Genomic DNA, 21,409 nt, shown 5'->3' with positions numbered 1-21,409 from the left:
TGTGCCCGCTGTCGTTTCTCTCGAGGAGGTCCTCATCGTGGCTTCTGTTGTGCCGTCGCCGGGTTCGGCGCGACCACCGATCCTGGCACGGTTGCATGACGCCCCGGCCGCGAACGGGCTCACGATCCCGTTCATCACCCTGTGCCACCAGGACCGCCGCGATCCGGTCTGGGGTGCGATCGACCCCACCCATCTGCACCTGGTGTTCTCCTTCGCCCTATGCCAGGTGTGTGGGAAGCAGTTGGGTGAACGTGTCGTGGTGGTGCTGCGCCCGCAGGACTGGGTGCTGGGTGTAGCGCCGGAGCCGGGATTGCACCCCGAATGCTGCTCGTACGCGGTGCGCGGCTGCCCGGTGCTGGCCGGGCGGATCACGCACTACCGCTCCCGCGCCGCGGCCGCGCAGCTCACCCGCTGCGACGACCCGGCGTGTGAATGCCGGATCTGGCTGCCACCGGAAACCGGCTCCGCCGAAGATGTTCGGGCCGGTAAACCCATCGACGATTGGTACGCGGTGTGGCTGGACCGCGACGACTACCAGATCGTCCACCACCGCGGCGATGAGAACACACCCTCGTTCACCGGTGTGCGAATGCGCGGAGTGCGGTTGCTGGCGATCCGCAAGGTCCGCGACGCCACCCTCGACCCGGACACCAGCGGTCGCAGCGGCACCGTGCTGGATCTGCTCGCCGCGCAGATCGCGCTGGATCGCCTCACCTCCGCAACCCGCAACCCGCGGCAGCAGCAGCAGCCGTGAGTTCGGACGAGCCAGCTCGCCTGGTATGACAGCAGGTCTTAATTGTTGACCGGCCGTGACCGTCGACCATTGCATCCGGTCAGCGTTGTGGGCGGCAGCTGTCACCGATTACAGGTTGCTCCGGGCACCGAGACGGACGAAGCACGCTGCTGCCTTCACGTCGAATAGTTGGGTAGGCCGTCCAGCGAGGTGCCCGCGGTGCGCGGGTCCTTTTCCGGGCGGCCTCCCGCCGAACCGGACGTGCCAGTTTCCCGGCATCCGGCTCTCCAGTGACTACTCCGTGGTGACCCGGACGTTGTTGGTGTGGATCAGGTCGTGGCAGGGCGAGCAGACCACGAGGGTTTTGCGTCGCTTTCGTGCCATGACCGTGGTCCATGACGGTTGGTCAGGGCCGTTGGGTGCGAGGTCAGCGAGTTTTGCGACGTGGTGGACGTCCACGGTGCCGTGATGCCCGCAGAGCTCGCAGGTGCCGCGCAGGAGCCGGGTGATGATCTCCCTGCGCGACAAGGGGTTCCGGGTATAGACGCGATCGGTCAGGATCGCGGTCTTGCGCCGGGTGAGGGGAATACCTCCGAACCGCGCGACCAGGGGCCTGCCGTTGTTGCGGTGGCGGGCTGCCTGCATGCAGGTGCGCAGACCGTGCGGGGTGTCAATAGTGGCCCGGTGACGAGCCGCCATCTTGGTCACCGACGATTTGTGCTTTCCTGCAAGCGTTTTCAGCAGCGAGGTCTGCATCACCCAGCCCAGCCGTTCGAGACGATGAACATCTCCGGCAAGCAGGTAATAGTTGACCAGGCCCCGATAGATGCCCCCGAATGCTGCGACGATGCCGTAGTCGTCGAGATTCTGCAGGGAGCGCTGCGCGGCGGGTTTGCCGCCCCGCAGATACGGTGCGCACGAGGCTTTGATCACCGGGATCGGCACCCGCAGCCGATACTGCCTTCGGCAGTCCTGCGGCCACCAGCGCCGGTCTGAGTGATGATCTCGTATCCAAGGAACTTCGCCGCGCGGGTGCGCGCGTGCGTGATCAGCGTTTTCTCCTGCGACAGCTCCAGACGCAGGTCAGTGCGCAGGAAGCTGGTCAGCCGCTGTTTGATGTCCTCGGCCTCGGTTCTCGGTCCGGCGAATCCGAGCAGAACGTCGTCGGCATAGCGGATATACCGCAGTCGACGGTAGCCGGGATCGCGGCAGTCGACACTGGGCAGGCGAGCCAGCCGAGTGCGCCACTGCCGCACCATCTCTCGGTCCCCGCGTCGACGGGCCCGCGCCAGCCGATGACGGATCCGCTCGTATTCAGCGTTCCGGGTTCTTCTTGTCCCCCTTGTATATTCGGGAATGAGTGTGCGTTCGACATAATCGTCCAACCGGTGCAGGTAGATGTTGCACAAAATCGGCGACACCACCCCGCCCTGAGGTGCGCCCGACACGGTCGCGTTCCAGGTCCATTCCTCTAGATATCCGGCCTTCAGCATGTTGCGCATCAGCCGCAGAAACCGGTTGTCACCGATCCGCTCGGCCAGGATCTCGATCATGACGTCGTGATCGAGACTGCCGAAGCAGTCGGCGACGTCTCCCTCAACGAACCACGTTGTCCCGGTCCAGGTGTCGGCCACCTCGCTCAACGCGGTGTGACAACCCCGGCCGGGGCGGAACCCGTGGGAGCGGTCGGAGAACTGCGGCTCGTAATACGCCTCCAACAGCAGGCGGATCACCTCACCGAGCAATTTATCCGACCAGGTCGGCAGCCCCAGCGGACGCAGTTTCCCATTGCGTTTGGGAATCCAGACCCGCCGCGCGGGACTGAACCGGTAGCGCTCATGGCGCACCGCATCGATGATGCGGTGAATCCGGTTCAGCGACATACCATCCACGGTTTCAGCGGTGACCCCGGGCGTCATTGCGCCGGTGTTGGCGTAGATGCGTCCGTAGGCCACCAGATACAACTCCGGGTTGAACAACTGCCGATACAACTCATCGCACGGCAGCCCCTTGCTGCCGCGCTCACGGAGGACACCCAGCACCGTTGCGGCGCTCTGCATTTCGCATACCTCCCAGTTCCTGTGGTGTCCGATCACCTGTCGTCCTTCGCCCTGTAGACGGCTTTCCCGTCCTCGGTGGCCGGGCGTGACTCCGGCGACTACTACGACGACTCCGTCGCCCTAGGACTCGCGTCCCGTAGGCGATCCCGCGTTCGTCTTCGTCGTACGTATCGAGCGCGACGTAGGCGGCCCACTCATCTCCTTGAATGTCCTCACTGGACATCGCTCCGCATCCGGAGGGCGGGCCAGCCAGCGGATGGGGCCGGCCCGGGACACGGCGTCGGTCACAGGCATCGTTTCCGACGGGCGGGCATTTGCACCGTCTGGAGATTGGGCTTCAGGCAATCCAGCTTTCGCCTTATCGCGCGGGTCCCCCGACGCACCGTCCCTGACACCTGGACCCGGCCGCCGGTTTCCTGACATGCTCTTGTCCCCCTTAACCTTTCGGCGCAGGGTTAGTCATCAGACCCACAGACCTCCCTCCAATCTGTCCCGGCTGCGCCGGGGATACGACGAAGCGCCTCGCGGCGCACTCCGCTCATGCCGCTGAGCGCGCGGAGCGAATGGGCCACTCGCGGCTGCACGGTATTGCCGAATGGCTAAAGTTTATCCGGTCGCCGCTCAGACGAATCTTCGTGTGCGAAGACTAGTCCGCTCGGCCACGGTTTGTCCTTGAGTGTCAGCACGACGGCCATGGGCTCAAGCGCGCGAACGACGATACGGCCACATGCGATGAGCATCATCCGAAGGTCTTCATCGGCAAAGTGCCTGATCTGCTCGATGAACTCATTCGTGCTTCGGCCCGACTGGTCGTAGTGAACACCGCCTTCGCGGTTCGCGTAGTGCTTAATGAGGTCCTTCACCGTTGCAGTTCGTCGGCCCTGACCCGGTCGATGCTGATCCATCACCTCGGCCGACAGGAACTTCTCGAAGTTTCCAGTTCGGGTTGCCGCGCCTACTGCCGCATCCGAGTCTTCGTCGGGGAAGTTCACGGAGATGAGAGCTCTCGCCATCATCGGGTCGAGGCCTAGCCCGGCCACCATCACCTGTTCTGATGTGTCGGCGCGGACCATGGCACGCATGTTTGCCCACTCGACCGTCGGCTTCATCTTGAAGTGCCGATTGACCTGCACCCACAGAGAAGAAGTTCCGTCGAGCAACAGCCGACGTATCAGGCCTGCCGCCTGCACCATGTCGTACTCGGTCGCCCTTAGATCACATCGCCGACGCAGATCCTCGACCGTCTCGACGAACACCTCGTTCACCTCCACGGTCACAGTTTGGCGGACGTCGAGCTGAGCATGCAAAGAGTAGCCAGCAGCTCGGGGAACCCATCTCACCCAACGGCGTTCGCCTCAATCGCTGTCGTCGTCTGGGTTTGCCGAATGCACCCAACGACGCCGGAGCGGCGATGGCCTGAGTGCCCACTCACATACCGGACGGTCCTGGCACGCGGCCAGGTCCGACCGTGCGTTCAGGAACTGCTGGGTTCGTTTGTCTGGAAAGGAGTTTCGTTCACCATGTACATCGACAATCCTGGTGCGTTGATCGCGGCGATCCCTCGATGGCTCGCGTATGCCCCGCGCCGGTCGGTGGTGCTGATCCTGTTCTTCGACGCCGACACTTCTGCGCAGATGGTTCGCGCGGGCCATATCGCCCGGATCGATCTGAATCTGCCGGACGGTAGTGTCGCCGCGCAGCAGGTCGCGATCGCCGCATTCTCCCTGTGCGCCCGGTACCGGCCGGATGGGTTGTGCGCGATCGTCATCGACGACGCCCTCGACACCGAGGTCCCGGCACACCGCTACCGTGCTCTGGCCGAGTTGCTCGCCGAGCGGATCGCGGTGTGGAACATTCCCCTGCTCGATGCCTGGGTCACCCCGGCTACCGAGCCGGGCCGCCCGTGGTGGAGCCTGCTGCACCACGACACCGACACCCAGCCCGCGCCGACGGTGCTGCCGCGGGTGACCGCGCCCGAACCCGACCGCGCCGCACGAACCGCGGCCCTGCTGGCCCAGCAGCCACCGGCCCCGTGCGCGGACAGGACGGATCTGTCCTGGGTTCAGGAGCGGGTCCGGTTCGTTCTCACCGTGGTTCAGGGCGTGGCAACCGGGGAATGGCCGACCCCGGAGCAGGTCGCCGAACTGGCGGGGTGTCTGCGCGACTCGCTGGTGCGGGACTGCGCGTACGGGTTCATCGGCACCAGCGCCGAAGATCCCGCGCACCGGTTGTGGACGTTGGCCTGGCAGACCCTGCCGCCCGGGCACCGCGCCGAGGCCGCCGCGCTGGCCGCGGTGAGCTCGATCGCCGCCGGGGACTGGGCCACCGCCGAGGCGGCGGTGGCCTCGATCCTCATCGACGAACCCGAACATCGCCTCGCGCAACACCTTTCCCGCCTGCTACCCGGCCGCGGTGGTACCGACCTGATCCGCAGCCTGCTGCGCTCCGGACAAGCCACCGCCGCGGAGATCGGATTGCGGATCGAATAACCCGGCCCACGAGTGTTCGTGGATCGGGCGCATCCGTTGGTCGCGCTCACCGCGCAGGGCTGCGACCGCGGTCTGGGCGACTTACCTGCGAATCCGGCCATCGGCTCGTGGGCCCGACACCGCATCAGCGTCTCGGACATCGTTCCCGAGGGTTTACGCGAACTCGAGTACACCGTCCGGTGGCGTTGACCTGCAGTTCCGCCCGATTCGCTCGCAGTGCGTGATCAGCCCCAGCACGCATGTGCTGTGGACCGTGGCCCGACACGATCTGCTACAGGATCGGTCCGGTCTCGATGAAAGCTGCTGCGACACACAGCATCCCCGGTACAGCGCTCGCCGGGCTCACCGGGTTCGTCTCGAACTCGATCCATGTGGGCAATCGGATGTCGACCATTGTCTCCGTCCGGTAACGCTCCTCACCGCGCCGAACAAACACGTGCGCTGATCGCCGCGAGGAACTCGAGGAAAGAAGCAACAGAGAAATGGGACAGGCATTTTTTGCGGTGTTCCTCGCTGAGGATAGCGACCAGATCGCGGCCTACGCCGATCCGTACCGCTACAACGCATACTGGAAACTCCGCGAACACGGCTACGTCGGCAGCTCGTTCACTCTCGCCGTGGAACAGACCTTGTCCACACCGAGAAGGTTGGTGTGGGCCGGGGAATACGCCGTTCCCGAGCCGGGCACGGAACCACCAGCGAACCTCTTCGCCCGTTGCGAATCAGCACCGGCAATGCCCGAGCCCGACCCCGGCGCAACCGGCCGATACGTGATCAACCACGACAAACGCTGTTACATCAACAAGTACGTCAGCCCCGCCAACGAGTTCGGATATCGCACTCACCCACTGGTCGCGTTCACCGCAGAGGGGTGCGGCCGCGGCCTGGGCGACTTCGTCCCCGACCATCCGCTCACCGGGACATGGGCACGCGATCACATCAGTGTCTCCGACATTGCGCCCGATAACTTCCGCGAACTCGTGTTCGCGCTCGAGTGGCCCTGACCGAACTCCCACCGAGGGCCGGGCCGCATCCCGGGTCTCGCTCGTGCCTTCGAATAATTCCAGGAGGTTGTTTCATGCCAGCGTCCATCGTGTCGACCCTCTCTCGGGCCCAGTTCGACCAGCTCGCTCACCACGGGTTGGCCGGGGAAGTTCCAGAGCTGAAAACTTCGGTCGCACCCGAACAGTGGCAGTCCGAGCATCCGGACTGGCGTGGCCGGTACTGGGCCTACACCGAAGACGAGGCCGGGGTGCTGCGTCTGCACCCGCTCAACCTCACCCGCACCCGTCGCCGAGCCGCTGCCTGAACCGGCCCAGGGCGCGTCCGCCCTACCGCATCGTCGTCCCCACCACGGCGGGGCCACCTGATCGGATCACCGTCGATCCCCGGGTGGCCCCGGCGTTCGTCTAATTCCAGGAGGCATCCTGTGTCATCGACCGAAACCTTCACCGGCACCGCCGTTCTCGACCCGGACCTGGACACTACCGCGGGCACCGGCGCCGCACCGGACACCGAGCCCGCTCCCGCCAGCGGCCCGGGCCTGGACGCGGACACCGGTGAGTTGGGTTCGGGGGTTGAGCCGCCGCCGGAGGCACGGGCGATGTACCTGTCCCCGACGATGCTGGTGATCGCGGAGAATGTGCGCAAGCAGTTCGATCTCGCCGAGCATCCGAAGTTGCTGGCCTCGATCCGCGAACACGGTGTCCAAGACCCGATCATGGTGCAGCGCCAGCCCGACGGCACCCACCATGTCATCGACGGCCAGTTGCGCGCCCTGGCAGCGGTCGAGGTCGGCGCGAAGCTGGTGCCGGTGTGGGTCACCGACGCGGACCCGACGCTCTCCGAGAACGAGCGCCGGATCCGCACCACGCTGACCCAGATGAATCTCAACGACCGGCGAGTGCCGATGACCAACGCCGACCGGGTCGGCGGGATGGCGTTGATGCTCGACCTCGGTGCGTCGGTCACCCGGGTCGCCGACGGGCTCCAGCTCAAACGCCAGCAAGTGCGCAAGGCCGCGACCATCGGGGCGTCACCGACAGCGAAGGGGCTCGCCGACGCGGGCACGCACACTCTGGACCAGCTCGCCGTCATCGCCGAGTACGAGCAGCTCGGTGACACCGACGCGGTCGCGCGCCTGAGCGACGCTCCGGGCTACAACTTCGACTTCCGCGCCCGCAAGATCGCCCAGGACCGCCGCGAGACCCGCGCCCGCCTCCATGCCTCGCTGCTGTACGCGGGATTCGGGTTCGGGATCTTGACCAGCGAACCCAGCGCCGCAGACAACGAGCCGCGGTTCCTTCCCGCCGAGACGATGGAAACCGACACCGGGGAACCGGTCAGCGAGGACCTGATGCGCGCGGACGCGGCGCGGTGGGCGGTGTGGGTCGATATCGAACCCGACGCGGACCTGGTCGACCGCGAGACCGGCCAACTGGTCGATCCGGACCTCGTGGATTGGGACACCGCCGGTGACAGCACGAGCGAACCAGCTGCCGGGCTGCGGCACGCCGACACGATCGAGCACCGCGAGCGCTGGATCCCGTCCTACTATCTGCCGACCGCGCACCTGCCCGGCTCCGGGCTGCGGGTCCGGCCCCTCGAAGTCCCCGACACCGATTCCGATTCCGGTTCCGGACAGCAGGATTCGTCCGAGGGGATGTCCGCGGCCGAGCGGACACGCCAAGCCGCAGCAGCGGCCGCGGCCGAGCGGGAACTCGCGCGGCTCGAGCGGCGGCGAGTACGCGAGTTGAACAAGCAGGCCCTGGCCGCAGCCGAGCGCCGCGAGGAGTTCCTGATCCGGCTGCTCAAACGAACCAAACCCCCGACCGGGGCCGCGGCGTTCGTAGCCGAATCGCTGGTGCGATACCCGGATCTCCTCAGCACCTCCGGAGCGACGCACAAGGCACGAGAGTTGCTCGGCGCACCGGGATTCGGTGACGAACTCGCCACCACCGCCGCGACTGCCACCGCGCAGCGCGCGCAGGTGATCACCCTCGCGCTGGTGCTGGCCGCGTTCGAGTCGATGACCGACAAATCGTTCTGGCGCAATAGCTCTGGACGCATCCAGCGATACCTGCCGTTCCTGGCCGACGCCGCCCAGCAGATGACAAAGCCCGACGAGGACGAGGTCTGCTGGTCTCTGACCGATGTCGAACGCGCCGCGGCCGGACTCCTGGACTACCGCGACATCGACCTGGACATCTAACCCCGCCCGGGATCGCTCCCCACTCCCGCGAGTGCGCCGCCGACCCGTTCACCCACGGGCCGGCGGCGCATTGCGTGGTGCTCACGAAATCCGAACCCGTACCCCACCATCCTCGGACCCGAGATCGGAAGGACGCTGCTCATGGCTCAGGACACCACACTCACCGTCATCGGAAACCTCACCGCCGACCCGGAACTCACCTTCACCCCGCGCGGGGATGGAGTCGTGAACTTCACCGTCGCCTCCACACCACGGTATTTCGACCGGTCCGCCAACGAGTGGCGCGACGGTGACCCGCTGTTCCTGCGGTGCAGTGTGTGGCGGCAACCCGCGGAGAACGCCGCCGAATCGTTGACTCGCGGTGCGCGAGTGATCGTCAGCGGGCGTCTCAAGCAGCGCTCCTACACCACTCGCGAGGGCGACAAGCGCACCGTCATCGAACTCGAAGTGGACGAGGTGGGCCCCTCGCTGCGGTACGCGACCGCGAAGGTCACCCGCAATGCCCCCGCCTACACCACCAGCAGCGGTTCTCGGCAGCAGACCGCGAACAGCGGCAACGGCTTCGGCCGCGCCGACACCACCGCACGCGCCAAGGCCAGCGCGACGACAGCCATGGATGATCCGTGGGCGGCCGAGCCCGCCCTGGCCGGAGCAGGAGTCGGGGGCGGGGGTTCGGTGAACCTGAACGACGATCCCGGGTTCTGACCGTCCCGCACTCGTTCTGCTGTCTCACCCCGTCTCGGTGCTTCGGCATCGAGGCGGGGTGAGTCATGTGTAGCGGGGATGGGATGCCCGTCTGGTCCGTGCGACCAGCCACCCGAGGGCTACCAGCTCACCCCGCGCCGCGCCGAACGGGCCCGCGCCCGGCGAAACCGAATCCCCCTCGGCGCGTCGAGCTGCTGCTTCGTCGGGTCGGGTTGTCAGCGCAGGGAATTCGGCTCCGCCGCCCTGGCGCGTTCCCGTCCGTCGCGTCGCGGCGCGAGCTGGTCTCACCGCCCTCGGCTGGTCGCACGGACCAGCCGGTCATCCCGCATGTCTCGGGGGCTTCGCGCTCACCGGGGCGGATGCCTTCGCAATCACTCACCAGAACAGGAACATTCGACATGACCGATACCAGCGCATTCCTCGACACCATCAGCGACCTACACGACCTGATCTCCACCGACCGCCGCGCCGCGCTCGAAGCCGCGCACCGAGCACTCGACTCCGCGACGCCCGAGGACCGCATATTCCTCGACGAGTTGGTCAGTACCCTCACCGCGCACCCGTTCGCGAAAGCGATGGAGTTGTTGGAGGCTCGGTACGAGAACGAGCCGCACAACCGCGACCGGCTCGCGGTCCTGACCCCCGAGACCAATCCGCGCCTGTACGAACGCGACCGCGCCGCACGGACGGCCGTGCTGGCAGCCCACAGCACCCCCACTGGTCCGGCACCGACCGCGCAGTTGGCCGCGGCGGAAATGCCGCGTCAGTCGATCCGGATATGGCGCAATCCCCCCGCACGCGAGCACGCCGCCCCGACCTACGTGACCGACAGATCTCGCTTCGCACCCGAGCGGATCGCTGCCCGGGTTCAGGCGCGCGGCAAGCGCCGCCCCGTCGTGCGGTTCGAGTCCACCATCGTGCAGGACTACATGCGCGAGAACCTCTACGTCGACACGATGCACCGCGACATCACCGACGCCCACGCCGCCGACGAACGCCGCGACGCCCGCGGACTCCTGCCCCGCCCCGAGAAGCCCTCCTCACCTCGCACCGCCTATGCCCTCGACGCCGAGCAGGCCCGCGCGGTGTGGGATCACCAGTACGTGGAGTACGTGGCCGAACAGCGGCACCACGCCATCGCCCTCGCCGGCAAACGGCCCGTCTCCGAACAGGCCGCCCTCGCCCACGCCACCGACCGCACCACCCTGCGCGGAGACCGCCGCCCGGCGATCCCGTACGACGGCAACGCCCTGGACTACGACCACGAAGCGATGAACCCGGTGACCGGGTGGCGGTGCCTGTCCTGCGGCATCGAACGCTCGATCGCCGACCAGCGACTCATCCACATCCGTGACGGGAAACACCGCAGCGACGACGGCCTGTGCGACATGTGCCGCACCGACCCCACCCTCGCGCGCCTACCCGAACTCGCGCCCGGGTTCACCGCGGCCGACCTCGCCCACACCTACTGCCAGTTCCTCACCGACACCCACCCCGGCGCGGTCCACGCCCTCCTGCGCGAGGTCCGCCACCGCGCACCCCGCTGGCTAATCGAGATCCTCGACCAATACCTGCCCGCACCGGCCGCCGCCACGGACACCGATCCCGAACCGTCGCCGCAACCGACCACGATCAGCACACGCCCGTCCCGCTCGCGCGGCCCCATGCCCGGAGCCGGACAGCACCGCGCCCGCTGCGACGGCTGCACCCGCATCCGCCCCGTCAACGACCTCGACGGGTACTGCACCGAATGCCGAGTCTGGCTCGGCCTCATCACCATCCCCCCACGCCAGCGCACCGCCGCCTGACACCGGGAACCCCGTTCAGCGGTCCGCCGCGGTGCACCCTCCCGCGGCGGACCGGACCACCACCACCTCTTCAACCCCACTGGGAGATCGCCATGCACGACACCTCGCGCTACTTCCTCCTCGGACTCGCTCTCGGCTGGATCTCCTGGGGCAGACCGCTCATCTCCATCGAAGTCAACCATCGCCACCGAGATCAGCAGCTCGGGTCGCGGTAGCCCGGGAAGCCCTGGTGCGGTCGGGATTCCACCGACCGCACCACCCACAACAGCCAATGACCACCGCAACCATTCACCTACTCACCTACCACCCCACTCCCTCCTCCCCACTCCCTGCACCGCCACCAACCATCCCCTCCTACCCCACATCCCCTCTCTCTCACTCATTTACGACAAGCAGACCTCTTGCATTCAGGCACAGAGCGTTGCTTATTGCGTCAGATGCAACACCGGAGATGCAGCGCTGGTCATGTATTCGGATCCTTCCGTGTTCGGTTCGGGGCGTTGCTGCTGCTCTTCGACCCCCACCCCTCAGCGTGTACGGTGTAGCAACATTGTTGCATCTAAGTACACACCGGGAGGGTTTGTTGGCGGAGGTACCTGGCTCGGCGGGACTGGTGCTCGTTCCGGGTGTCGCACACCTTGATGAGCCGTCCGCGGTGTTCGAGGCGATGCTCAAAGGGTGGGCGCACCAGCAGAAGTCGCGACTGCTGTCGGATTCGACTGTCACGCCGAGACTGACCTTCATACGCCGGTTCGTCGATTTCACCGGGTCGTATCCGTGGGTCTGGCAGCCGGGTGATGTCGAGGATTTCACCGTCTCGCTGACCTCGACCGGACAGTTGGCGCCGTCGACGATCCGCGGCTACCACCTCACGCTGCGGATGTTCTGCGACTACCTGACCGACACCCGTTACGAATGGATTCGGCAGTGCCGCGACCGGTTCGGGCGAGTGCCGACTCAGGTCTGCCACGAATGGAACACCATCGCGCACCTCAACGACTACGAGGGCCTGCCGGCACGTCGACCTTTCACCTACGACGAGATAGAGCAGCTGTTCGACTTCGTCGACGGGCGCGTCGAACGGATCGCGCGATCGGGTCGCAAAGGGGCACTGGCGGCGCTGCGTGATGCGCAGATGCTCAAGACCGCCTATGCGTTCGGGTTACGCCGAAACGAACTGTGCCGCCTGGACGTCGCGGACCTGCGGCCGAATCCACACGTGCGAGAGTGGGGCACCTACGGTTCGGTACATGTGCGGTTCGGGAAGGGGCGTGGCGGGCTGCCACGGCGGCGCACGGTGCTGGTGGTGCCCGAATTCGACTGGATCGTCGCCGGGCTGCAGCAGTGGGTCGAGCAGGGCCGCACGCTGTACGACGTCGCTGATCATCCTGCGCTCTGGGTGACAGAACGCCTCACCCGAATCACTGTCACGCGCATGGACATCCGGTTCACCCAGCTTCGAACAGCAGCCGGCCTGCCCGCAGAACTAACCTTGCACTGCCTGCGCCACTCGTATGTAACGCATTTGATCGAGTTCGGCTATCCGGAGCGATTTGTGCAGGAACAAGTCGGTCACGCCTACGCATCGACCACCGCGATCTACGCCTCGGTCAGCAACGACGTCAAGAAGCAGACCCTGCGCGCCGCCCTGAGCAGGGTATATCCGCCAGATCGGAAGGGATGATGATGCCGGACAGGCGAGTCACGATGCGCTGGAATCTACGCCAGCTGATGGCCGAACGCGGTATGTTCCAGACGACCGAGCTGATGCCGCTGCTCGCCGACCGCGGAATCACGCTCACTCGGACATTCGTCTATCGACTGGTCACCAAGACTCCGCAACGCATCAACGTCGAGGTTCTCGCCGCCCTGTGCGATATTCTCGACTGCACGCCCAACGACCTGCTCGAACTCGTCACCGAGACCACCGAGCACGCCAAGACCGGTACCTCGGGCACGCGCCGCGAAACCCTCGGTATCGGCGAGCTTCGCCCAATTCGGGCCACCGTCCGCCGGCCGAAAGCCATCGAATGACCCGAGGTCGCAAGTCGACGACCCGGTCCTCTGCGCACACTGCGGGCAGCTACGGCAATGCCGTCATCTCGTCCTCGATGAACAGATCTGCCCGAACTGTCACCTGCGTTATCGGCGAAAGCCGAAGCTGTGTCCTCACTGCGCGGAACCGAAAGTCCTTGCCTTCTATGACGATCAACGCCAGCCGAGCTGCGCGTCATGCACCGGCAACGAACCGATCTACGCATGCCCGTGCTGCGGTCGCGAGGAAAATCCGTACGGCACCTACTGCTGTGAGTGCACTCTCGAGAACCGGTTGACCGACCTGCTGAACGATCCGGTGACCGGCGAAGTCCACCACCGCCTCCGGCCGGTCTTCGACGCGCTGATGAACGCCAGGAATGCTCGAACAACTCTGCACTGGCTCAACCGCACCTCCAGCCGCCCGGACATCCTCACCGACATGGCCCGCGGCGAACTCGACATCTCCCATACCGCATTCGATGATCTGCCCTCGACCCGCAACATCACATATATCCGCGACCTGCTCACCGCCACCGGCGTCCTGCCGCCCTACCAAATCGCCCTCGACCGGATCACGCGCTGGCTCGACACCACCCTCGCCGACATCCCCAAGCGCCATAGCGCCCTGATTCAACAGTTCGCACGCTGGCACCTGCTACGCCGACTTCGACTGCTCAACGCGAGCGGCGACCTCTCACGCGGCGCCATCCAGCACGCGCGCGGCGCAGTGCTCAGCGCCGTCCGCTTCCTCGCCTGGCTCGACGAGCACAAACTCACTATCGCCGCCCTCGGACAGGCTGATCTCGACCGCTACCTTGTCGAGCACCCGACTCGTGCCACCACGCTGGGTTCCGGATTCCTGCACTGGACCACCCGCACCGCGATCACACACGCAATCGCCATCCCGCAGCCGCAGCGGCCGACACCCAACATGACGATGGCACACGACCAACGCTGGGACCACGTCGAAAAGCTGCTGCACAACAGCACAATCCGTCGCTACACACGAATCGTCGGACTGTTCATACTCCTGTTCGCTCAACCCCTCTCACGGACCCTGCTGATGCGACGCGACCAAGTCACCGTGCTCGCGACCGGCGAGATCACCGTCACCTTCGACACCATCGCCATCGAACTTCCCGACCCACTCGCCCAACTCGTCATCGACCACCTCGAGCACGGTGGCCCAGCCACCTACACCGAATCGGACTGGCTGTTCCCTGGTCGCCTTCCCGGCAAACCACTTGTCACCGAGAACGTCCGCGGCGAACTCGTCGCCCACGGCATCCCACCAAACCACGCCCGCAAAGCCGCCCTGTTCCAGCTCGCCAGCGAAATACCCACGCCCGTCCTGGCCGAGATCCTCGGACTCAGCAGTACAACAGCCGTGCGCTGGGCCACCCTCGCCTCCCGCGACTGGAGCCTCTACACGGCAATGCGCCGAGAACCGACATAGCCGACACCGCCTTCACCCGCGTCCAGACCCACCGCAGGTCACGCGATCTCGCGGGCAGGGACGATGACCGGCACACCGCCAAAGCGAACTGACCAGGGAATACGCAGAAATCGAATACAGCACCTGCGCCGGTAAAAGATCAATGCCTGTCAACGGAAAGGTGAGTAGGTGACCTTTCACAGACAGCGGCGACGTGGTAAGGCTCAGCGGCTCGAGAGCCCGGCGGCGGTAGTCGCTGCACTCCTGGACACCGACGAACCGAATGCACCACGACGAAACGATCGGCCGATACGTCGGACGGCGGTCCGGTTCGCACCAGCGGGCTCGCCGTAGTACCGTTACCTCGTCACTGCTGAGCGATCAGTAGGGCGATACCCTGAAAAGCCCCGGTAGCCGCACCCAATCGCTACCGGGGCTTCTTCGTCAACGGCTTCCCCGTCAACGGCCAGCAACCGTAACTTGCACCTGCTCGGCAGGAGCACGCCAGCGCCGCCGCGCATCAGGTCACCGAGTGACGCATAGATCTGAATTGAGCCAATAGCTTCGACCCTTCAAGCATTTTTCTGGTTCCACTTCGATAACAACCAGGGGATTTGCCGAATTTGATGCAAACAGCATCACTTATCACTCTAGATAGTACCGCGCCGGGAAGCGCTTGATGGATATGTGACAGCGACGCTGCACAAGATTCTCGCCGGGAACAGTTACTTGTATTACCTGCGTCAGGTAGCCGCAGGCGATTCCACCGACCTTGGCACAGACGCACTCGCTGACTACTACTCCGCGCATGGGGAATCCCCGGGCCGCTGGCACGGCACCGGCCTGGCCGCCCTCGACATCGCTGCAGGTGAGCAGGTCACCGAAGAGCAGATGAAGGCCCTGTTCGGCGAGGGGAGGCATCCCGATGCGAACGCGATCCAAGACCGTGTCTTCGACCGCGAGATCGTCCGCGGTGCCACCACCAAAACAGCCCGCGATAGAGCGGAAAAAGCGACTCGCTTAGGTCGTCCGTACCGCGTTTACGACACTGTTAACGAATACCGGGAACGGTGCGGTGAGGCGTTTCGCAAACACAATATTAGCCAAGGAAACGATCCTCATGCCGCGATTTCCGATGACGCTCGTGCGCGGATCCGCACCGAAGTCGCGACCGCGATGTTCACCCAGGAGTACGAGCGTGTCCCGTTGGATGCTCGCGAATTATCGTCCTGGGTGGCGCGTGTATCGCGGCCGAAAGCTGCCGCGGTCGCCGGTTTCGATATCACTTTCTCGCCGGTCAAGTCCGTGTCGGCGTTGTGGGCCATCGCCCCGAAGGCGAGCGCCGAGCGGATCGCCGCGGCGCACGAAGCTGCGGTGGACGACGCGATCGCCTGGCTGGAGCGGCACGGTATCTACACCCGGTTGGGCCGCAATGGTGTGCGGCAGGTCGATGTGGAAGGCATCGTCGCAGCCCGGTTCACGCACCGCGAATCACGGTGCGGTGATCCGGATCTGCACGCGCACCTGCTGATCGCGAACCGGGTGCGCACTCTCGATGGTCTGTGGCGGACCTTGGACGCGTCGATGATCTACCGCCTGACCGTGGTGGTGAGCGAGATCTACAACTCCCGGCTCGAACACCATCTCACCGCGGACCTCGGACTCGGGTTCGCCGAACGTCCCGGAACCGATCCGGCCAAGCGCCCGATCCGCGAAATCATCGGCGTGCCGTGGGTGTTGATCGAGCACTGGTCCCGCCGCGACGCCGCCATCGCCGCCCGCCTCGGAGAGTTGGCTACCGCGTTCCAGGCTCGGGTGGGGCGTGAGCCGATGCCCAAGGAAATGTACGGATTGGCCGAGCAGGCCACCCTCGACACCCGCCCTCGCAAGCACATACTGCGGTCCCTGGCCGAGCAACGCGCGGATTGGCGTGCTCAGGCTTTTGCCGTGCTGGGTGGGCGTGAAGCACTCGCGACCGCACTCACCAGAGTGTTTCGCCAACCACTCACGCCGCCACGAGTTCTCGACGCCGATGCTGTGGCGCGGGTCGCGGAGCACGTCCTGGAGACGGTGTCGGGTGAGCGGTCGACGTGGCAGTGGCATCACATTCGCGCCGAGGCCGAACGCCGACTGCGGGGCCTGGTGGATCGCGACAGGTGGGCGCCCACCGTCGAAGCGGTCACCGCCCACGCGCTGGCGCCAGAGCGGTCGATCGCACGCGGGGACCCCGACACCACCGCGGAACCCGCGCTGGGTCGCGTGCCGACAGTGTTCCAACGGCGCAGCGGTGCCAGCGTTTACAGCACGTCCGGTGCGCAGTCGTACACGTCCGCGCGGCGGCTGCAGGTCACCGATCGGTTGATCGACCTGTCCCTGCACACCGGGGCACGCACCGTCCCCGAACCTCTGGTCACCGCCGTGATCGACGCCTACAACTCCGATCCGGCCCACCAGGATCGCCAGTTGAACGCCGGGCAGATCGCGGTCGTGCGGGCCTTCGCGCGCTCACCGTGGCGGATCGAGACCACCAACGCCCCCGCCGGTGCGGGGAAAACCACCGCCATGCGTGTGCTGGTGGACGCCTGGCGCGCCTCGGGTGGCACCGTGCTGGGGCTGGCGCCGACCGCGGCGGCGGCAGCGGAACTCGCCGCGGCGACCGGTGCGCGCACCGAAACCGCGGACCGGCTGCTGACCATCATCGACGCCCACACACCGTCACCGAATCCGCGCCGCGAGAATGGTTTTGCCGCGTCGGTGCCGCAGTGGGTGCTGCAGATCGGCCAGGACACGGTGGTGATCGTGGACGAGCACATCAAACTCGGCGACGACAAACGCCTCCGGTTGTTCGAGTTCCTCACCGCCCGCGACGCGGTCATCCGGTGCGTCGGTGATGACCGGCAACTCCCCGCGATCGAGGCCGCGGGCAGCGCTGCGAACACCGCCGACACGGCCCGCGCCTCCACTTTGAGCCACGTGGTGCGGTTCGCCGACACCGCCGAAGGATCCGCGAGCCTGCTCCTGCGCGAAGGGGATCCGGCCGGATTCGCGTACTACCTGGACCACCAACGCGTGCACTCCGGCGCCCCAGCCACCGCACACGATCACGCCTACGCGGGCTGGATCGCGGACCACCTCATCGATCGCGATGCGCTCATGCTCGCCCCCACCCACGCGATCGTCACCGACCTGAACGAACGCGCCCGCGCCGACCGCATCGCCCGCGACACCACCCCCATCGGCCTGGAGACGCGGCTGTCCGATGACCTGTTCGCCTCAGTCGGTGACATCATCTGCACCCGTCACAACGATCCCGGACTGCGTGTCGGGGAACACGATTGGGTGCGCAACGGCTACCGGTGGATCGTCACCGCGGTGCATCCGGACGGCAGTGTGCACGCCAGACACCTGCGATCCGGGCGCCGGCTCGGGCGCACGACGGTCCTGCCCGCGGACTATGTGCGGGCGCATGTGCGGCTCGGGTATGCGGTCACGATCGATTCCGCCCAAGGCATCACGGTCGATACCTGCCACATCGCACTGACCGGAGCCGAGTCACGCAACCAGCTGTATGTGGCGCTCACGCGTGGCGCGCACGCCAACCACCTGTACGTTCCCACCGCTATCGACGGCAGCGAAGCATCCTTCTGGACCGAACCCGGACTCATGCCACGCACCGAATTGGATGTGCTCCTGCGCATCCTTGCCCGTGACGCGACCCAACAGTCCGCACTCACCGAACTACGCGACGCCCTGGATCCGCACCGGCGAATCGGGCGCGCGGTCGACATCTACCTCGACGCGATCGGGCTGGCCGCCGAACACACACTCGGCACCGACGCGCTAACTCGACTCGACGACGCGGCCGAACATCTGCGGCCCGGGCTCACCGGCGCGGCCGCATACCCGGTGCTGCGGGGCCATCTGGCCACGATCGCCCTGTCCGGCCAGGACCCGCTCACCGCCCTGCACACCGCAATCCACGCTCGTGAACTCGACACCGCCGACGACCCGGCTGCCGTGCTGGATTGGCGGCTGGACCCCTCGGGCAACCACTCGACCGGCCCCGGGCCACTGCCCTGGATTCGTGGACTGCCACACGAACTACCCGACGACACGGTCACCGAACAACTACGCGCACGAGCGCGGATCGTCGCGGACCTCGCCACCCACATCACCCACGACGCGCACACCTGGGACACCGCTTCCGCGCCCGTGTGGGCACGGCTCCTGCTCGGGAATTCGCGCTTGATCACCGATCTCGCAGTCTGGCGCGCGGCCAACCACGTCCCCGACACCGACCCGCGCCCGACCGGCCCAGCGCGCTACCCGGTCCTCGAACGCGACCACCAAGCACTCCTGGACGCTCACGTCACCGACGCTGTCGGTGATCTACACACTGCCGTCGCGACGTGGTCGGGCCTGGCCAAGCGGGTCGATGCCCGCATCGTTTCCGATCCCTGGTGGCCGGTGCTGGCCGAACGCCTCGACACCGCCGCAACCGCTGGCCTGGACATCGATACCCTGCTCACCGACGCCGCAGCGCAGCGCCCGCTACCCGACCAGATGCCCGCCGCCGCGCTGTGGCTGCGCCTCGGACTCGATCCCGCAGCTCTGTCCACCGCCGCGGCAGCACAGAATCTGCGGCCCGAGTGGACCGATCACCTGCACCAGCTGCTCGGCGACGAGGCCACCGACCGCGTTCTCCGCGACCCCGTCTGGCCGCGTTTGGTCGCCGCGGTGGACCGCGCGACCGGCACGGACTGGACACCCGCCGATCTGCTCACCACCGCCCACGAACTCCTGCGCGCCGCGCAGCCAGACACCACTGGTCTGCGTCCCGACCGGCTCGCCACTGCGCTCGCATGGCGCGTCGAAGCTCTCCTTCGCCCCCAACCACCCACCACCCCCGAATCCTCCCCTCAACCCTCCACCGCTACAGGACCCGACATGGACGAGAACGACAGCCCTCCGCACACCCATCAACGCACAGATCCGGCACCACAGCCACCTCACCCGGACCCCGATGCCTCGGTACCCGAACAACTTCACACCGTCAGCGAGCTGTTCCGCACCGGTCACATCGCCGAGGCAACCACCCGGTTCGGAACCCTCACCGAGCAACTCTCCGTCGAGGAACGCGACATCCTGGACAAGGTCGCGAACACCCTCTACACGACCAGTTTCCCGGTCGCCCAACCCCGATTACGGTGGGCCGCAGACAGATACCCCCACCACCGCGAACTCATCCTCGCCTGTATCCCGGACACCGATCCACACATCTACGCCCCCGCGGACAGCTCCCAGCGCCACCCAACCTCCCGGAATCCGGTACGCGACACCGCGCCCCACGATCACCACGAATCGACCGACCGGACCCGCCCAACCACCCGACCACCCGACACCAGTCAAGACTTCGTCCAAAGCTATCTCGACACCCGCGGCGCCATCGACGACGACCCCGACCATCTACCGCTGCCACACGGAGTCATCCACCACTACCACTCAGCCACTCGCGACCCGCAACCACCCGACGGATACACCCTCGACTACGACCGCAGCGCCGCCCCCCGCACCCACGGATACGGATGTCTGCACTGCGGAATCGAACGCGCCACTGCAGACACCGCACCCGCACACGGACGGCGCAGCGACGACGGACTGTGCGGCGAATGCCGCGACGACGGCCACCCCGCCATCCCCGACCACGACCCCGCCAATCACATTCCCGCCCGCTGCACACACATCACCAACACCTACCCACCCGCCCAAGCACAAGCGAAACTCCGCCGCGACTGGCGCGATGCACCCACCCGCCGCGACCGCCACGCCATCCACACCTGGGTCACCAAGCACCCATTCCCCAACACACCACTCGCCAACACGCACACGATCGACGTGTCCGATCCAGTGCAGATGCTCACCGATCACGAACTCACCGCCCACATCACCCACACCGAACACCGCCTCACGATGCCCGCCGACGAAGACCCCCTGTTCGGACCCGCCACACCCGACGACCACGATCACACCGAACCGACAGTGCACATAGGCTGGCTGCGCAACGAACTCGCCGACCTGCACGCCGAACAGCACCGCCGCACCCTGCTCACCCCCGAACAGGCAGCAGCTGAACACATTGCGCGCGAACACCACCGCACCGATATCGCCACCGACCCGACACAGAGCAACGCGATGGACGGGACACTCGACCCCGCCGCGCGACACGAGGACCGCGGATTGTGAACCCGGGGCGGCGCAGACCGTATGCATCCGCACGACAGTTGCGAACGGTTGCAGACTGGGGCGTGCCTGCTCAACTCGGGTCGCGCGCGACGCGCTCGATGCGCTCAACTAGCCGGACGCGCTGTGCACGACTGTATTTGCCGGGACGTAGCACCCGACGGCGGCCAACAGTTGTTGGAGCGGACTATCAGCAGTGAGCTGGCTGTGGTCGGCCCGCTCGGTCATCCAATGTCTGAGGGGAAGTGGCCAGCTGGTGTGATCCATGCCGCAGGCAGCCGCATGGGTGGGCTAGTTCAGATCGTCCCATCCGACCGGCCCGAATTTTGGAGGGCGACACCCGAATCGAAGGTTGGTGCAGCCCAAGTTGTATGGGGACTCGGAAGTTCAGCCATCGCCGGGGGCGGGCATGGGGTGACCGCCCCCGGCGGTGGGTGATGCTCGGACCGGGCGGTCATGCCAACTCGCCCAGCGAGGTGACGCGCGACGATGTAGGCCACCACGCGGTCCTGCGTCGGATGAAAAGCACCGCCTCGATGCGTTCTCGTCGCTGGCTCGCGGCTGAGTCTTCCGGGTCGATGCCGCGCCCGTCAGAACCACAGCACCAGACGATGCCGTCACAGAACGCCGATTCCAGCGGCGCGGGCGGGCGAGGTCCGTCCCGACGCTCAGGTGTCACGTCACCACGATC

General features: G+C 66.3%; 15 protein-coding genes. 12 read left to right on the top strand and 3 right to left on the bottom strand.

Annotation, left to right across the window (positions count from 1 at the left end):
* Positions 1–37: 37 nt before the first annotated feature.
* Positions 38–754 (top strand): hypothetical protein, encoded by a 717-nt coding sequence (locus AC5WS7_RS00350; protein WP_495952285.1) that lies wholly within the window; start codon positions 38–40, stop codon positions 752–754.
* 273 nt (positions 755–1,027) lie between these two features.
* On the opposite strand, the gene AC5WS7_RS00345 is transcribed toward AC5WS7_RS00350, so the two are convergent.
* The 3 genes from AC5WS7_RS00345 to AC5WS7_RS00335 all read right to left on the bottom strand — a co-directional run bounded on the left by AC5WS7_RS00345 (position 1,028) and on the right by AC5WS7_RS00335 (position 4,064).
* The gene (locus AC5WS7_RS00345) at positions 1,028–1,678 is read right to left on the bottom strand and encodes an HNH endonuclease (protein ID WP_495952284.1); all 651 of its coding nucleotides are present in this window, start codon (positions 1,676–1,678) and stop codon (positions 1,028–1,030) included.
* Positions 1,663–2,793 carry a reverse transcriptase/maturase family protein gene (locus AC5WS7_RS00340; RefSeq protein WP_495952283.1) on the bottom strand — a complete coding sequence of 377 codons (1,131 nt, stop codon included), beginning with the start codon at positions 2,791–2,793 and terminating at the stop codon, positions 1,663–1,665. Before AC5WS7_RS00340 ends, AC5WS7_RS00345 begins: the two co-directional genes overlap by 16 nt.
* Positions 2,794–3,392: 599 nt before the next feature.
* A complete protein-coding gene (locus AC5WS7_RS00335; protein WP_495952282.1) occupies positions 3,393–4,064 on the bottom strand; it encodes a hypothetical protein in 672 nt (223 codons plus the stop codon).
* 249 nt (positions 4,065–4,313) lie between these two features.
* On the opposite strand from AC5WS7_RS00335, the gene AC5WS7_RS00330 reads away from it, so the two are divergent.
* From AC5WS7_RS00330 to mobF, 11 genes are all read left to right on the top strand, one after another.
* Entirely contained in the window at positions 4,314–5,282 is a 969-nt protein-coding gene (locus AC5WS7_RS00330; RefSeq protein WP_495952281.1) for a DUF4192 domain-containing protein, read from the top strand.
* A gap of 18 nt (positions 5,283–5,300) precedes the next feature.
* Positions 5,301–5,471, top strand: a complete 171-nt coding sequence (locus AC5WS7_RS00325; protein WP_495952280.1) for a hypothetical protein — start codon at positions 5,301–5,303, stop codon at positions 5,469–5,471.
* 293 nt (positions 5,472–5,764) lie between these two features.
* Positions 5,765–6,286 carry a hypothetical protein gene (locus tag AC5WS7_RS00320; protein ID WP_495952279.1) on the top strand — a complete coding sequence of 174 codons (522 nt, stop codon included), beginning with the start codon at positions 5,765–5,767 and terminating at the stop codon, positions 6,284–6,286.
* A gap of 74 nt (positions 6,287–6,360) precedes the next feature.
* Complete coding sequence (locus tag AC5WS7_RS00315) at positions 6,361–6,591, top strand: hypothetical protein (RefSeq protein ID WP_495952278.1); 231 nt, start codon at positions 6,361–6,363, stop codon at positions 6,589–6,591.
* Positions 6,592–6,711: 120 nt separating this feature from the next.
* On the top strand, positions 6,712–8,493 hold the full coding sequence (locus tag AC5WS7_RS00310; RefSeq protein WP_495952277.1) for a ParB/RepB/Spo0J family partition protein: 1,782 nt from the start codon (positions 6,712–6,714) through the stop codon (positions 8,491–8,493).
* Between the two features lie 141 nt (positions 8,494–8,634).
* Entirely contained in the window at positions 8,635–9,198 is a 564-nt protein-coding gene (locus tag AC5WS7_RS00305) for a single-stranded DNA-binding protein (RefSeq protein WP_495952276.1), read from the top strand.
* Between the two features lie 398 nt (positions 9,199–9,596).
* Positions 9,597–11,006, top strand: a complete 1,410-nt coding sequence (locus AC5WS7_RS00300; protein WP_495952275.1) for a hypothetical protein — start codon at positions 9,597–9,599, stop codon at positions 11,004–11,006.
* Between the two features lie 532 nt (positions 11,007–11,538).
* Positions 11,539–12,690 carry a tyrosine-type recombinase/integrase gene (locus AC5WS7_RS00295; RefSeq protein ID WP_495952274.1) on the top strand — a complete coding sequence of 384 codons (1,152 nt, stop codon included), beginning with the start codon at positions 11,539–11,541 and terminating at the stop codon, positions 12,688–12,690.
* 23 nt (positions 12,691–12,713) lie between these two features.
* On the top strand, positions 12,714–13,040 hold the full coding sequence (locus AC5WS7_RS00290) for a helix-turn-helix domain-containing protein (protein WP_495952273.1): 327 nt from the start codon (positions 12,714–12,716) through the stop codon (positions 13,038–13,040).
* A 295-nt stretch (positions 13,041–13,335) separates the two neighbouring features.
* On the top strand, positions 13,336–14,499 hold the full coding sequence (locus tag AC5WS7_RS00285) for a hypothetical protein (RefSeq protein ID WP_495952272.1): 1,164 nt from the start codon (positions 13,336–13,338) through the stop codon (positions 14,497–14,499).
* 666 nt (positions 14,500–15,165) lie between these two features.
* Positions 15,166–20,721 (top strand): MobF family relaxase, encoded by a 5,556-nt coding sequence (gene mobF, locus AC5WS7_RS00280; protein ID WP_495952271.1) that lies wholly within the window; start codon positions 15,166–15,168, stop codon positions 20,719–20,721.
* The last annotated feature ends 688 nt before the right edge of the window (positions 20,722–21,409 follow it).

Source organism: Nocardia sp. PLKS1-43 (genome assembly GCF_059510335.1).
The sequence above is the reverse complement of the archived record's forward strand: the minus strand, read 5'-3'. Positions and strand labels throughout refer to the sequence as shown.

What these genes read in the sequence shown, in the direction of transcription:
- AC5WS7_RS00340 (WP_495952283.1), bottom strand. Translation starts at nt 2,793, where the DNA reads ATGCAGAGCGCCGCAACGGTGCTGGGTGTCCTCCGTGAGCGCGGCAGC.
- AC5WS7_RS00330 (WP_495952281.1), top strand. Translation starts at nt 4,314, where the DNA reads ATGTACATCGACAATCCTGGTGCGTTGATCGCGGCGATCCCTCGATGG.
- AC5WS7_RS00320 (WP_495952279.1), top strand. Translation starts at nt 5,765, where the DNA reads ATGGGACAGGCATTTTTTGCGGTGTTCCTCGCTGAGGATAGCGACCAG.
- AC5WS7_RS00315 (WP_495952278.1), top strand. Translation starts at nt 6,361, where the DNA reads ATGCCAGCGTCCATCGTGTCGACCCTCTCTCGGGCCCAGTTCGACCAG.
- AC5WS7_RS00305 (WP_495952276.1), top strand. Translation starts at nt 8,635, where the DNA reads ATGGCTCAGGACACCACACTCACCGTCATCGGAAACCTCACCGCCGAC.
- AC5WS7_RS00300 (WP_495952275.1), top strand. Translation starts at nt 9,597, where the DNA reads ATGACCGATACCAGCGCATTCCTCGACACCATCAGCGACCTACACGAC.
- AC5WS7_RS00290 (WP_495952273.1), top strand. Translation starts at nt 12,714, where the DNA reads ATGCGCTGGAATCTACGCCAGCTGATGGCCGAACGCGGTATGTTCCAG.